11 protein-coding genes are annotated in these 13434 nt (G+C 71.3%); 4 read left to right on the forward strand and 7 right to left on the reverse strand.

All coding sequences use genetic code 11. From position 1 onward, the window contains the following. Positions 1 to 45: 45 nt before the first annotated feature. Positions 46 to 1542 carry a DHA2 family efflux MFS transporter permease subunit gene (locus ACYU7G_RS11340; RefSeq protein ID WP_461107866.1) on the forward strand — a complete coding sequence of 499 codons (1497 nt, stop codon included), beginning with the start codon at positions 46 to 48 and terminating at the stop codon, positions 1540 to 1542. Here ACYU7G_RS11340 and ACYU7G_RS11345 read toward each other — a convergent pair. Continuing rightward, positions 1535 to 3148 carry a glycoside hydrolase family 13 protein gene (locus tag ACYU7G_RS11345; RefSeq protein ID WP_461107868.1) on the reverse strand — a complete coding sequence of 538 codons (1614 nt, stop codon included), beginning with the start codon at positions 3146 to 3148 and terminating at the stop codon, positions 1535 to 1537. The genes ACYU7G_RS11340 and ACYU7G_RS11345 overlap by 8 nt on opposite strands. Continuing rightward, a complete protein-coding gene (locus ACYU7G_RS11350) occupies positions 3145 to 4140 on the reverse strand; it encodes a LacI family DNA-binding transcriptional regulator (RefSeq protein WP_461107871.1) in 996 nt (331 codons plus the stop codon). Before ACYU7G_RS11350 ends, ACYU7G_RS11345 begins: the two co-directional genes overlap by 4 nt. A gap of 129 nt (positions 4141 to 4269) precedes the next feature. On the opposite strand from ACYU7G_RS11350, the gene ACYU7G_RS11355 reads away from it, so the two are divergent. The 3 genes from ACYU7G_RS11355 to purM all read left to right on the forward strand — a co-directional run bounded on the left by ACYU7G_RS11355 (position 4270) and on the right by purM (position 8176). Next, positions 4270 to 5604, forward strand: coding sequence for a M20/M25/M40 family metallo-hydrolase (locus tag ACYU7G_RS11355; protein WP_461107873.1), 1335 nt, complete (start codon positions 4270 to 4272; stop codon positions 5602 to 5604). A gap of 71 nt (positions 5605 to 5675) precedes the next feature. Further along, positions 5676 to 7139 (forward strand): amidophosphoribosyltransferase, encoded by a 1464-nt coding sequence (purF, locus tag ACYU7G_RS11360; RefSeq protein ID WP_461107875.1) that lies wholly within the window; start codon positions 5676 to 5678, stop codon positions 7137 to 7139. Next, on the forward strand, positions 7136 to 8176 hold the full coding sequence (gene purM, locus ACYU7G_RS11365; RefSeq protein ID WP_461107877.1) for a phosphoribosylformylglycinamidine cyclo-ligase: 1041 nt from the start codon (positions 7136 to 7138) through the stop codon (positions 8174 to 8176). The genes purF and purM overlap by 4 nt, the downstream gene beginning before the upstream one ends. 4 nt (positions 8177 to 8180) lie before the next feature. Here the strand turns inward: purM and ACYU7G_RS11370 are convergent, their stop codons facing one another. The 5 genes from ACYU7G_RS11370 to ACYU7G_RS11390 form a co-directional block, all read right to left on the reverse strand. Beyond that, positions 8181 to 8675 carry a GNAT family N-acetyltransferase gene (locus ACYU7G_RS11370; RefSeq protein WP_461107879.1) on the reverse strand — a complete coding sequence of 165 codons (495 nt, stop codon included), beginning with the start codon at positions 8673 to 8675 and terminating at the stop codon, positions 8181 to 8183. Next, positions 8672 to 9394 carry an ABC transporter ATP-binding protein gene (locus ACYU7G_RS11375; RefSeq protein WP_461107881.1) on the reverse strand — a complete coding sequence of 241 codons (723 nt, stop codon included), beginning with the start codon at positions 9392 to 9394 and terminating at the stop codon, positions 8672 to 8674. Before ACYU7G_RS11375 ends, ACYU7G_RS11370 begins: the two co-directional genes overlap by 4 nt. 2 nt (positions 9395 to 9396) lie before the next feature. Further along, complete coding sequence (locus tag ACYU7G_RS11380; RefSeq protein WP_461107883.1) at positions 9397 to 11772, reverse strand: FtsX-like permease family protein; 2376 nt, start codon at positions 11770 to 11772, stop codon at positions 9397 to 9399. A gap of 100 nt (positions 11773 to 11872) precedes the next feature. Next, positions 11873 to 12283 (reverse strand): pilus assembly protein CpaE, encoded by a 411-nt coding sequence (locus tag ACYU7G_RS11385; protein ID WP_461107885.1) that lies wholly within the window; start codon positions 12281 to 12283, stop codon positions 11873 to 11875. Between the two features lie 10 nt (positions 12284 to 12293). Continuing rightward, entirely contained in the window at positions 12294 to 13433 is a 1140-nt protein-coding gene (locus tag ACYU7G_RS11390; RefSeq protein ID WP_461107887.1) for an RNA polymerase sigma factor, read from the reverse strand. Position 13434 lies beyond the last annotated feature (1 nt).

The following is a 13434-nucleotide window of genomic DNA, read 5'->3' on the forward strand; positions in this document are numbered from 1 at the left end:
GCTTCACCAGCAGGATCACCACACTGAGGTGGCAGACTTCGCAGCATGCCCGTTGCCGAGACCGATCTCCTCCCCTCCCAGCAGAAACGCGCCTGGCCGGCGCTGTTCTCGCTGGTGATCGGGTTCTTCATGATCCTCGTGGACCAGACGATCGTCTCCGTCGCGATGCCGCACATCATGACCGGCCTCGACGCCGACGTGAACGACGTGGTCTGGGTCACCAGCGCGTACCTGCTCGCGTTCGCGGTACCGCTGCTGGTCACCGGCAGGCTGGGGGATCGGTTCGGCCCCAAGAACGTCTACCTGGTGGGCATCACCGTCTTCACGCTGTCGTCGGCGTGGTGTGGGTTCGCCACCACCATCGAGCAACTGATCCTCGCCCGCGTCGCACAGGGCCTCGGCGGGTCCATGATGACGCCGCAGACCATGGCCGTGATCACCCGGATGTTTCCGCCCAGACAGCGTGGCACCGCGATGGGGCTCTGGGGCGGGGTGGCCGGGTTCGCGACGCTGGTGGGGCCGATGCTGGGCGGCGTGATCGTCGACGGTCTGGACTGGCGGTGGATCTTCTTCATCAACCTGCCGGTCGGCCTGGTGGCGATCGTCGCGGTCTCGATCATCGTTCCGCAACTGCCGCGGCACAGCCACACCTTCGACCTGCCCGGCGTCGCGCTCAGCGCCGTGGGCATGTTCCTGCTGGTGTTCGGCATCCAGGAGGGTGCCGCGCACGACTTCGGCCCCGTGCCCATCACCCTCGGTCCGGTGGCCGTCGCGCCCCCGTCGGTGGGGCTCATCATCGCCGGCGCGGTGGTGCTGGTCCTGTTCGTCGTGTGGCAGGCCGTCAACCGTTCGGAGCCGCTGCTGCCGCTGAAGCTGTTCCGGACCAGGGACTTCACCTTCGCCAGCATCGGGATCTGCGTGGTGGGTTTCGTGGTCACCAGCATGGCGATGCCGATGATGCTCTACCTGCAGGTCGGCGCCGGCCTCACCCCTATCCGGGCGGCGGCGATGCTGATCCCGATGGCCGTGATCTCCGGCGTGCTCGCCCCGTTCATGGGCAAGCTCGCCCACGGCTGGTTGGGCAAGTGGATCGCCGTCGCAGCGCTCGCCTGCCTCGGGCTGGGGCTGGCGTGGTTCGGGCTGTGGGTGCAGACGCAGGTCCCCGTGCTCCTGCTGCTGGTCCCGACGGCGCTGCTCGGCCTCGCCAACGGCGGCATGTGGGGTGCGCTGTCGATGGCGGCCACCCGCGACCTGCCGATGGACAGTGCGGGCGCGGGGGCCGGGGTCTACAACACGCTGCGCCAGGTGGGCGCGGTGGTGGGCTCGGCCGCGATCGCAGCCACCATGGAGGCCCGGCTCGTCGCCCATGGCCTGCCCACCTCCATCCAGGGCTCCGGCGGCAGCGTGCCTCCGGAGGTGGCCGGCCCGTTCTCCGACGCCATGGGCCAGAGCATCCTGCTGCCCGCGGCGGTGTGCGTCATCGGCGTGGCCGCGGCGCTGTTCCTGACCAGACGCAATCCCGACGGCAGCCCCGTCAGCTGAGCCGAATCCAGGCGGTGGTGTTGGATGGCAGGGTGCCGTCGTCGACGTCGCCGCTGGCCAACAGCACCTCGCCCGCCGGCAGCGCCACCGACGGGGCGGACACGTTGGTGACCACGCCCACGCCTGCTGACCGGAACGCGACGACGCCCTCACCCAGGTCCAGCCACTCGAGTTCACCGCGTCCGAGTCCCAACTCGCGGCGCAGCCGCAGCGCGTCGCGGTACAAGGACCACGTGCTGCCGGAAACGCCCATCTGCTGGTCGACTGCCAACCCTCGGTAGGACTCGGGCTGGGGCAGCCAGGTCCGCCCGTTGGGGGAGAAACCCAGGCCCGGTGCGTCCGCCTCCCACGGCATCGGCACGCGGCAGCCGTCGCGGCCCGCCTCGGTGTGCTCGGAGCGCCACCACGTGGGGTCCTGGCGGACGTCGTCGGGCAGGGTGGTGTGCTCGGGCAGGCCGAGCTCCTCGCCCTGGTACAGGTAGGCCGAGCCGGGCAGGGCGAGCATCATCAGGGTGGCCGCGGTGGCGCGGGCCAGGCCCAACTCGTTGTCCGGCTGGGGATCGGCGGCACCGATGCCGTGGTGGTTGGTGGTGTCCGCGCGTCCGTAGCGGCTGCGGTGGCGCACCACGTCGTGGTTGCTCAGCACCCAGGTGGTGGGGGCACCGACGGCGGCGGTGGCCGCCAGCGACGAGGTGATCACGCGGCGGTATGCCTCGGCGTCCCAGGGGCACTCGAGGAACTCGAAGTTGAAGGCGTGCTGCATCTCGTCGGGGCGCACGTAGTTGGCGATCCGGGAGGCGGGGACCCAGGCCTCGGCCACCAGGATCCGGTCGCCGTCGTAGCCCTCGAGCACCCGGTGCCAGTCACGGTAGATGTCGTGCACGCCGTCCTGGTCCCAGGCCGGGCCCATCTGCATACCGAGCAGTTCGGCGTCGACGACGTCCTCGTCGGGCAGTCCGGGAGCCTTGACCATGCCGTGGGCCACGTCGATGCGGAAGCCGTCGACGTCGGCGTCCAGCCAGTGGCGCAGGATCGCCTCGAACTCGGCGCGGACCTCTGGGTTGTCCCAGTTCAGATCCGGCTGGCGCTCGTCGAACAGGTGCAGGTACCACTGTTCCGGGGTGCCGTCGGGGGCGGTGAGCCGGGTCCAGGCCGAGCCGCCGAAGACGCTGTGCCAGTTGTTGGGTGGCACGCTGCCGTCACCCTGCCCGTCGCGGAAGAGGTAGCGCTCCCGCTCGGCCGAGCCGGGCCCGGCGGCGACTGCGGCACGGAACCACTCGTGCTCGTCCGAGGTGTGGTTGGGCACCAGGTCCACGATGACGCGCAGCCCCAGCTCGTGGGCCCGGGCGATCATGCGGTGCGCGTCGGCGGTTTCGCCGAAGAGCGGGTCCACCACCCGGTAGTCGGCCACGTCGTAGCCGGCATCAGCCATGGGGGAGCGGTAGAAGGGGGACAGCCAGATGGCGTCCACACCCAGCTCCACCAAGTAGGGCAGGCGCTCGATCACACCCGGCAGGTCGCCGTAGCCGTCGCCGTCGCTGTCCGCGAAGGAGCGGGGGTAGATCTGGTAGATGACGGCGTCGCGCCACCAAGGAGTTTGGGTCATGCAGCGGGTCCTGTCGAGTTGCGGATGATCAGGTCTGGGTGGAAGAGGAGTTCGGAGCGGTCCAGGGGGGTGCCGCCGAGGCCTTCGAGGAGTGCAGTGACTGCGGCCTCGCACATCGCTCGCACAGGCTGGCGGATCGTGGTCAGTGCAGGGGCCGTGAACGCCATCAGCGGGCTGTCGTCGAAGCCGACCACGGACAGGTCCCCCGGCACGGACAGGCCTCGGGCGTTGGCTTCCCGCACGGCGCCGAGTGCCATGATGTCCGAGCCGCAGACGACGGCGGTGTGACCGGACTCGACCAACCTCGCGGTCGCCAATTGGCCGCCCTCGGCGGTGAAGACCGTGCTGGCAATGCTCTCCCGGGAGAATCCGAGTGCCTCGAACGCCTCGGCCTTGCGCCGGGCGGGGAGGTAGCGCTCGGAGCCGATGGCCAGCCCGATCCGCTCGTGGCCGAGCGTGCGCAGGTGGGTGACCGAGGCGGAGACCGCCTCGGCGTCGGAGCAGGAGAAGAACGCGCCCCGCAGTTCCGGGGCGTAGCCGTTGATGAACACCGTGGGGACGCCGGACTCGATGAGGCGCCGGTAGTGCTCGTTGGAGCCGAGGCTGTCGGCGGGGGTGCCGGAGACCGAGATGACGCCGGAGACGTTCAGCCCCTGCAGCGTCTCCAGGTGCTGCAGTTCGCCGGTGCCGGAGTTGCCGGCGGGACACACGACGTTGGCCTGGCCGGCGGCGAACAGCAGGATGTCGAGTTCCTCGACGAAGGCGGGGAAAGCCGGGTTGGACAGTTCGGGCACCACGATGGCCACGACGCCCGTGCGCTTGCCGTTGGCCGTCTCGCGGGCGTAGCCGAGTTCGTTCATGGCTTCGAGCACGACCCGCCGGGTTTCCTCCTTCACGCCCGGCTTGCCGCTGAGCACGCGCGAAACCGTCGCCGTGGAGACGCCTGCAGCGTCGGCGAGATCGGCCATCCTCGTCCGTTTCCTGGGTGCCATCAGCGTTCCTTCCCTCAGTCGCAAACGCTACCAACAAATCGGTGAGATTTGCTGAAAGCGTTACGCATGCTGGTCATGGCGGCCGGGCCACCGTCGCCATGGGATGGCGGCCCGAGTACGGTTGGACCCATGACGAACCTCTCCTGGGACCTCGAGAACGTCCTGCCATCGGTCATCGCGGACCTCCACGAACTGATCACGATCCCCTCGGTGTCGTCCCAGCCGGAGCACGACGCCGACGTCCTGGCCTGCGCCCACCGCGTCGAGGGCCTGCTCAAGGGGGCCGGCTGCCCCGAGGTGCGCCTCATCGAGGCCGGCGGCAAGCCCGCCGTGTACGGCCACTACCCGGCGCCCGAGGGCATGCCCACCGTCCTGCTGTACGCCCACTACGACGTCCAGCCCACCGGCGACCCGGCGCTGTGGACCTCGCCGGCGTTCACCCCCGACGAGCGCGACGGCCGCCTGTACGCCCGCGGCTCCGCCGACGACAAGGGTGGCATCGCCGTCCACCTCGCCGCGCTGCGCGCCTTCGACGGCAACCCACCGGTGGGGGTGAAGCTGTTCATCGAGGGCGAGGAGGAGATCGGGTCCCCGACGGCCTCGGCTCTGCTGGACGAGTACGCCGAGGAGCTCAGCGCCGACGTCTTCGTCATCGCCGACTCCGTCAACTGGGCAGTGGGCGAGCCCAGCCTGACCACGTCGCTGCGCGGTGTGGTCGACGCCGTGGTCACCGTCTCCACCCTGGAACAGGGGCTGCACTCCGGCCAGTTCGGCGGCGTCGTCCCCGATGCCCTCACTGCCCTGGTGCGGCTGCTGGCGACGCTCCACGACGAGAACGGCGACGTCGCCATCGACGGCATCGGCTCCTTCCCCGGCCCGGACCTCGCCTACCCCGACGAGCGGATCCGCCAGGAGACGGGCATGCTCGACGGCGTGCAGCAGATCGGCACCGACAGCGCCGTCCAGCGCATGTGGTACAAGCCCGCTGCCTCCGTGCTGGCGATCGACACCACCCGGATCACCGACGCCTCCAACACCCTCATCCCCGCCGCCTCGGCCAAGGTCAGCGTCCGGCTCGCGCCCGGCCAGGACCCCGAGGCCGCGCAGGCCGCCCTGCGCGCCCACCTCGAGGGCAACTCGCCCTGGGGCGCGAAGGTGGAGGTGACCGACGGACAGCTCGGCGGCCCCAGCCGGATCGCGCTCGAGGGCCCCCTCGCCGAGGCCGCCCGCTCCGCCTTCGTCGAGGCCTTCGGAAAGGACCCCGTGGAGATCGGCTGCGGCGGCAGCATCCCCATCGTCGCCGAGTTCGCCGAACGCAACCCCGACGCCGTCGTGCTGGTCACTGCCGTCACGGATCCCGACTCGCGGATGCACGGCATCGACGAGTCCGTGGACCTCGGCGACCTCGCGAAGGCGGCCACCGCCGAGGCGTTGATGCTGGTCAACCTGGCCACGGGTTCCTGAGGGTCCGCGGGTGGGTCTCAGGGCCTGCGCACGATGTGGGCCGCCCGCGCTGCTCGGGGTAAGCTGACCCGGTGCTACGTCCCGACGGCCAGCTGAGCCTCGACATCGACCCCATCGAACGCGCACCCCAGGATGAGTGCGGCGTCTTCGGCGTCTGGGCTCCCGGTGAGCACGTCGCCGAACTCACCTACTACGGCTTGTTCGCCCTGCAGCACCGCGGCCAGGAGTCGGCCGGCATGGCCGTGTCCAACGGGCAGCGGATCATGGTGTTCAAGGACATGGGGCTGGTGTCCCAGGTGTTCAACGAGACCACCCTCACCGCCCTGCGCGGCCACGTCTGCGTCGGCCACACCCGCTACTCGACGACGGGCGCCTCGGTCTGGCAGAACGCCCAGCCCACCTTCCGCTCCGGCCCCCACGGCGGGCTCGCGCTGGCCCACAACGGCAACCTGACCAACACCCTCGAACTCGAGCAGTGGCTGGGTGAGCTGGACTCCGGCGAGAAGGTGCCGGAGAAGAAGACCATGGACTCCACCAACGACACGTCCCTGGTGACGGCGTTGATGGTGTCCTTCGGCGACGAGCCCCTCGAGGACGTCGCCATGAAGGTGCTGCCCCGCCTGCGCGGCGCGTTCTGCCTCAGCTTCATGAACGAGAACACCCTGTTCGCCGCCCGCGACCCGCAGGGCATCCGCCCGCTGGTGCTGGGGCGCCTGGAGCACGGCTGGGTGGTGGCCTCGGAGACGGCTGCCCTGGACATCGTCGGCGCCAGCTTCGTGCGCGAGGTGGAGCCCGGCGAGTTCATCGCCATCGACGAGGCGGGCCTGCGCTCGCAGCGCTTCGCGGAGGCCAAGCCCAAGGGCTGCCTGTTCGAGTACGTCTACCTCGCCCGCCCGGACACCACCATCGCCGGCCGCGGCGTCCACACCACCCGCGTGGAGATCGGCCGCGAACTGGCCCGCGAGCACGCCGTCGACGCGGACCTGGTGATCCCCGTGCCCGAGTCCGGCACCCCGTCGGCCATCGGCTACGCCGAGGAGTCCGGCATTCCCTACGGGCAGGGCCTGGTGAAGAACGCCTACGTCGGGCGAACCTTCATCCAGCCCAGCCAGACCATCCGCCAGCTCGGAATCCGGCTCAAGCTCAACCCGCTGCGCGAGATCATCGCCGGCAAGCGACTCGTCGTGGTCGACGACTCGATCGTGCGCGGCAACACCCAGCGCGCCCTGGTCCGGATGCTGCGCGAGGCCGGCGCCGCAGAGGTGCACGTGCGGATCTCGTCGCCGCCGGTGGAGTGGCCCTGCTTCTACGGCATCGACTTCTCCACCCGCGCCGAGCTGATCGCGCCGGGCCTGACGGTGGAGGAGATCTGCCGCTCGATCGGTGCCGACACCCTCGGCTACATCTCCCTGGAGGGCCTCACCCGGGCCACCACCATCCCCGCGGACAACCTGTGCCGCGCCTGCTTCGACGGGAAGTACCCCGTCGGCATCCCACCCGAGCAGGCCGAACTGCTGAAGCTGGAGGAACAGTGAACACCAGTGCCTACGCCGCCGCCGGCGTCGACATCGAGGCCGGAGACCGCGCCGTCGAGCTGATGAAGGCCTCCGTGGCCCGCAGCCGCCGCCCCGAGGTGCTGGGCGGCCTCGGCGGGTTCGCCGGCTTCTTCGACGCCAGTGCGCTGAAGGACTTCCGCAACCCGGTGCTGGCCACCTCCACCGACGGCGTCGGCACCAAGGTGGCCATCGCGCAGGCCCTCGACAAGCACGACACCATCGGCTTCGACCTGATCGGCATGCTCGTCGACGACCTCGTCGTCGTGGGCGCCGAGCCGCTGTTCGTGACCGACTACATCGCCACCGGCAAGGTGGTGCCCGAGCGGATCGCCGCCATCGTCGGCGGCATCGCCGACGCCTGCGTGGCGGCCGGCTGCTCCCTGGTGGGCGGCGAGACCGCCGAGCACCCGGGCCTGCTGGGCCCCGACGAGTACGACATCGCAGGCGCAACCACCGGCATCGTGGAGAAGGACGAGATCCTGGGCTCGCACCGGATCGTCGCCGGCGACGTGGTGGTGGGGATGGCTTCCTCCGGCCTGCACTCCAACGGCTACTCGCTGGTGCGCCACGTCCTGCTGGAGCAGGCCGGCTGGGCGCTGGACCGCGACGTCGCCGAACTGGGCCGCACCCTCGGGGAGGAACTGCTGGAGCCCACCAAGGTGTACGCGCTCGACGTGCTGGACCTGATCAAGCGCACCGAGGTGCATGCCTTCAGCCATGTCACCGGCGGGGGTCTGGCCAACAACCTGGCCCGCGTCATCCCCGATGGCCACAAGGCCGTCCTGCGCCGTGACTCATGGACCCCCGGCCCCATCTTCCAGCTCGTGCAGCAGGTGGGCGGCCTCTCGCAGGCCGACGTCGACGCCACGCTGAACATGGGCGTCGGCATGGTGGCGGTCCTCCCGGCCGACGGCGTGGACACGGCCATCGCGGGCCTCACCGAGCGGGGGATTGACTCCTGGGTGCTGGGCGAGGTCCAGGCCTCCGACGGCGAGGGCTCGGTCGAACTCGTCTGAGCGGCTACAGCTCCTTGCCGTACCAGCGGTCGGCGTTGGAGTTGTCGTTGAAGCGGGGCACCTCGCGGAGCCCGGCGCGGGCGTAGAGCCCGGAGGCGGCGTCCAGCGACGAGTGCGTGTCCAGCACCAACCTGTCGCCCCCGAACTCGCGGGCGGCGATGGTGAGGTGTTCGAGGAGCCGCCTGGCGACACCCCGCCCGCGCGCCTCCGGGCGCGTGAACAGGTGCTTGAGCTCGTACCAGCGGCTGCCGCCGAAGCCGTCGTCGACCCACTCCGGGCCGGGCACGATGCTGCGGATGCCCGCGCAGCCGAGCACCTCGTCGCCCTCGGCGCCCACGACGAACGTGCCCTGTGGGGGCAGGAACAAGGCCGGGTCGGGTTGCGGCGCCTGGTACCCGCCGGCGGCTGGCGGACGGGTGGCGACGCGGTCGGCCACGTACTCCCGCAGGAGCACGACGGCCACGGGGGAGTCCGTGCGGACCTCGCGGATCTGGATCACCGCACAATCCTAGTGACGGCGGCCACCGGGTCCAGCGTGTCCCCGAGCCAAAGCTGCTGCGAGACGTGGCCGTCGGCCATGAACACCACCCGGTCCGCGCGGGCGGCGACGGTGGCGTCGTGCGTCACCACCAGCAGCGCGGTGCCGGCTTCGTTCAGTTCCCCCAGGAGGTCCATCACCCCGGCAGCGGCGGCGCTGTTGAGCGCGCCCGTGGGTTCGTCACAGAACAGGATGCTGGGGGAGCGCATCATGGCCCGGCAGATCCCGGCACGCTGCAACTGCCCGCCGGAGACCTCGGTGGGCATCCGGTCACCGAGGTCCGCGATCCCGGCCCGCCGCAGCAGCTCCTCGGCGCGGGCCTGGCGTTCCGTCGCCGTCCCGATGCCGTCGAGGGAACTGGTGAGCACGATGTTGTCCAGCAGGGACAGGTCCCGCAGCAGGGTCGGCTGCTGGAAAACGAAGCCGATGCGTTCCCGACGCGCGTCGGCGAGCCGGTCGGGACCGAGCGCGGTGAGTTCGGCGTCCTCGAGCCTCACCGTGCCCTCGTCGACGCCGTCGAGTCCGGCGAGGCAGTGCAGCAGCGTCGACTTCCCGGAACCCGACGGTCCCATGACGGCGACGAACTCGCCCTCTGCGACGTGCAGGTCCACCCGGTGCAGGACCGTGGTCCCGGGATAGGACTTGCGGATGCCGGTGGCCTCCAGCACAGCGGTGGACATGTTCACTCCTTGATGGTCTGGGCGATCGACTGGTCGACGCCGGATCTGGTGCTGACGAGGGTGGTGGCCGCCACGACGAGCAGCAGCGCGGCGGGCGTGGCGACGAGGGTCAGCCAGGGATTGGTGTGCAGGGAGAGCTCGGACAGGCCCGCGGGGCCCAGCAGCGCTCCGGCGAGCGGACCGCCCAGGAAGTGGGCGAGCACCGTGCCCAGCAGCACCCCCGCCACCAGCACGCTCCCGGACCGCACCAGGTCCTGGAACCGGATCTGGCGGTCCCGGAAGCCGAGGGCGCGCAGCGTCGCGATGCGGGCGGCGTCGCGCGCCACCAGCAGCCTCATGAACAGGGCGGTGACCAGGGCCGCGACCGCCAGGCCCACCAGGACGGCCGCGAGCGCGGCCGCGCCCAGCGCGTCGATGGTGCCGCCCAGGGTGGCGCGCACCTGGTCCGGCACGGAGCTGACGCGCACGTCCGGGTTGGCCGCCGCGTAGCCGCTGATGGCGGCGCCGGTGTGGAACCCGGGGCCGAAGTCAGCCTGCAGGGTGCTCCACATCACCTCCGAGGAGGTGTGCGGCGCCACCATCTTGGCCGTGCGGCCGCCGTTGGTGATGTCCTGGTAGTGGCCCACCACCGAAAGCCGCAGCGGGTCCCCGCCGCCCACCGGCTGTGCCACCACGACGTCGCCGAGCGCTGCGCCGAGGGTCTCGGCCTGGATCGCGGAGAGCGCCAGGTGTCCGGGCTCGGTGGGGGCATGGCCGCTGAGGTAGGAGACGGGGAACATGGCGTGCTCGCCCGAGGTGATCTTCAGGCTGACCCGATTGCCGTCGGCCGAGGTGGCCGTGTAGGCCGACGTCACCAGCAGGCTGTGGCGCTCCACCCGGGGGTCGGCGTCGAGTTCGGCCGCGAGCGCTTCGACGCGTTCCGCCCCGGCGGGTGGGCGCACGTCCACGAGCATGTCGCTGACGCCCACGCCCATGTTGGTGATGAAGTCGGGGGCGGTGACCGTGGTGTACAGGTTCTGCGGCACCACCAGCACGAACACCGCCAGCGTGTGCACCACCAGGGGGACGACGAACAGTCCCGGGCGGCGCCACAGGTCCCCCAGTCCGAGGGTGGCGTTGGTGCCGAGTGCGCCGTCGGCGATGGTGAGCCAGCGCGGCAGGCGCCGGGGCGACGTGGAGGGTGCGGCCCCGCTGCGCAGCGCATGGACCGGCGAGACCCGTTCCAGGGCCCGCAGCGTGCGCCGCACCGAGAACATCACCACCGCCACCAGCGACGCGGCGAGCGCCACTCCGGCGAGGGCCGAGGGCACCTCGCGCCCCGACGGTCCCATGAACAGTTCCACCCTGGCCAGCAACAGCCGACTCAGGCCGACGGCGGCGACCAGACCGACGACGGCCCCGCCCAGCGTCAGCGCGAGGTAGCGCCGCGAGTACAGCCGCCGCACGTGACGACGCCGCACGCCGACGGCCTTCAGCACCCCGATCTCGCGGTAGTCCTGCTCGATGGTGGTCAGCAGCGTGAACCGCACGCACAGCAGCGCGATCCCCACCAGCAGCAGTGAGACCAGGAGCGCGATGGCCGCGGTGATCCCCTCGGACAGGGAGTTGACCAGCAGGAACAGGTTCCCGGTGACGGTGGGGCCGTGGGCCTCCAGCCCGGCCTCGCGGTACTCGGCCTCGAACCCCGCGGCCCCTGTCGGGTCGGCGAAGCGGAACTGGACCAGGTGCTCCACGGCACCGGCGTCGGCGACGGCGGTGCGCACCCGCTCGAGGTCCGCGGGCGAGACCAGCAGCCGCTTGGAGGAGGCGTAGGAGGAGTTCATCTGGGAGTCACGCAGGAAGCCCGCCACCTCCAGTTCCAACCGCCCACCCGGACCCGTCACGGCGACGGTGTTCCCGACGGCGAGGTCGAGTCCGACCAGGTAGAACAGGGGCAGCCAGACCGTCCCCGGCTCGGGCTCGATGACGTTGCCCTCGGTGTCCAGCAGGAAGTCGAAGTCCGGGTTCTGGGTGACGAACGAGTTGTCCTGCAGCCCGGCGGCCAGGGTGGTGTCGACGCCGTCGCCGGTGATCCGGACCGCCGCGCCGTCGACGTTCAGGATCTCGCTGACCGCCCACTGCTCCACGAGCGGGTGCCCGTCCGCGAACTCGGCCATCCGGTCCCGGTCCACCTCGCCCGCGTGCATCTGCAGGAAGTGCGGTGTCCGGGCCTGGGACATCATGGACTCGGCAGCACCGGTGGCGGTGACCACCAGGGCGGCGGCCGAGGCGGCCAGCATCGTCGCCAGCGCGACGAAGCCGACCAGGACGCCGCCGGCCACGGGGTTGCGACGCAGCGCGGAGCGCGTCAGTCTGCGCAGTTCCGGCACGCCTGGCATGGTTCCCCTCCGTCGGTCGTCGGCTCGGTCACCTTCAACCTATGGATGGGGCGGGGGAGGGGGTATCGGGCGTTGCCCGGAGGCGTCCCGGTGCCGGCCCCTAGGGTGCCGGTGCCCTGTGCTCGAGCGCAGCCAGCAGGGCCTTTGCGTAGGCGTTCTCCGGGTCGTGGTCGTGGAATTCGAGTTCCGCCCCGCCCACCAGGATGGCCACGGTGTAGCCGGCGGAGCGGGTGAGCGAGCGGAACGCGTCGCCCAGGGCCGCGCGCAGTTGCCCCTCGTGGGGCAGCCACACGGTCCGTTCCTGCGCCACGGAGTCCAGCGCCCACTCCGTCGTGCCGTTGAAGGCGAAGATCGTGCCGGTCTCCAACTCGCGGGGCTGGATCACCATGTCGGAGAGGAATAGCAGGTCGTCGATCATCTCGGTGGCGGTCACGATGAACCGGTCCCCGGGGGCCGGCCGCCAGGCCAGGCCCGCGTCGCGGAGCTGCAGTGCCAGCGAGAGGTCGATCATGACCCCAACCCTATGCGCTGGCGTTCAACCGGGCGGCCTGCCGCAGCAGGTGCTCCCGCTCCGCGGCGTTGGTGGCGCGACGCGCAGCCGACGCGTAGAGGTCTGCTGCCAGCCGGAGGTCACCGGTGCGTTCGTGCAGGTGTGCGGCGACGGCCTCGTAGCGCGGCAGGCCCGGGTCCAGTTCGGCCAGCGCCCTGAGCCCGGCGCCGGGCCCGTCGGCCTGGCCGACGGCGACGGCCCGGTTGAGGCGGACCACCGGGCCGTCGGTCAACCGGACGAGCTCGTCGTACCACTCCACCACCTGCACCCAGTCGGTCTCCGCAGTGCTCCGGGCGTCTGCGTGGAGTGCGGCGATGGCGGCCTGGGCCTGGAACTCGCCCAGCCGGTCCTCGGCCAGCGCGCCCTGCAGGATCTCGATCCCCTCGGCCGCGAGGGCCGTGTCCCACAGCCGGCGGTCCTGTTCCGCCAGCGGCACCAGCTGGCCGTCATCCGTCCAGCGCGCCGGCCGCCGGGCGTGGTGCAGCAGCATCAGCGCCAGCAGGCCCCGGGTTTCGGGATGGTCGTCGAGGGTGGCCAGGGCTCGGGTGAGCCGGATGGCCTCGGAAGCCAGGTCCACGTCTCCGGAGTAGCCCTCGTTGAACACCAGGTACAGCACCCGCAGCACCGTTCCCACGTCGCCGGCGCCCTGCAGTCCGGCCTCCGCCACCACCCGCTTGGCCCGGCTGATCCGCTGGGCCATGGTCGACTCCGGCACCAGGTAGGCGTCGGCGATCTGTCGGGTGGTCAGGCCGCCCACCGCCCGCAGCGTCAGTGCGACGGCCGACGACGTCGTCAGCGCCGGGTGGGCGCACAGGAACCAGACCCGGAGCGTGTCATCGGCCACCGGCGCCGCACCGGGCGGCGGTTCCGCCCCGGCACGTTCCTCCCGCAGCCGGCGGGAGGAGTCGGCACGCAAGGCGTCGAGGTGGCGGCGCCACGCCGTGGTCACCAGCCAGCCCTTGGGGTCGCGCGGTCGGTTCGCCGGCCAGCTGCGCCACGCCTCCAGCAGTGCCTCCTGGACGGCGTCCTCCGCCGACGCGAAGTCCGCGCCGCGCCGGCAGAGGATGCCGATCACCTCCGAGCTCAGCCGGCGGACCAGCCCGTCGTCCACG

Source organism: Tessaracoccus terricola (genome assembly GCF_054776555.1).

Coding starts and splice junctions, on each gene's coding strand:
- ACYU7G_RS11340 (WP_461107866.1), top strand. CDS start 46: ATGCCCGTTGCCGAGACCGATCTCCTCCCCTCCCAGCAGAAACGCGCC.
- ACYU7G_RS11345 (WP_461107868.1), bottom strand. CDS start 3,148: ATGACCCAAACTCCTTGGTGGCGCGACGCCGTCATCTACCAGATCTAC.
- ACYU7G_RS11350 (WP_461107871.1), bottom strand. CDS start 4,140: ATGGCACCCAGGAAACGGACGAGGATGGCCGATCTCGCCGACGCTGCA.
- ACYU7G_RS11355 (WP_461107873.1), top strand. CDS start 4,270: ATGACGAACCTCTCCTGGGACCTCGAGAACGTCCTGCCATCGGTCATC.
- ACYU7G_RS11375 (WP_461107881.1), bottom strand. CDS start 9,394: ATGTCCACCGCTGTGCTGGAGGCCACCGGCATCCGCAAGTCCTATCCC.
- ACYU7G_RS11380 (WP_461107883.1), bottom strand. CDS start 11,772: ATGCCAGGCGTGCCGGAACTGCGCAGACTGACGCGCTCCGCGCTGCGT.
- ACYU7G_RS11385 (WP_461107885.1), bottom strand. CDS start 12,283: ATGATCGACCTCTCGCTGGCACTGCAGCTCCGCGACGCGGGCCTGGCC.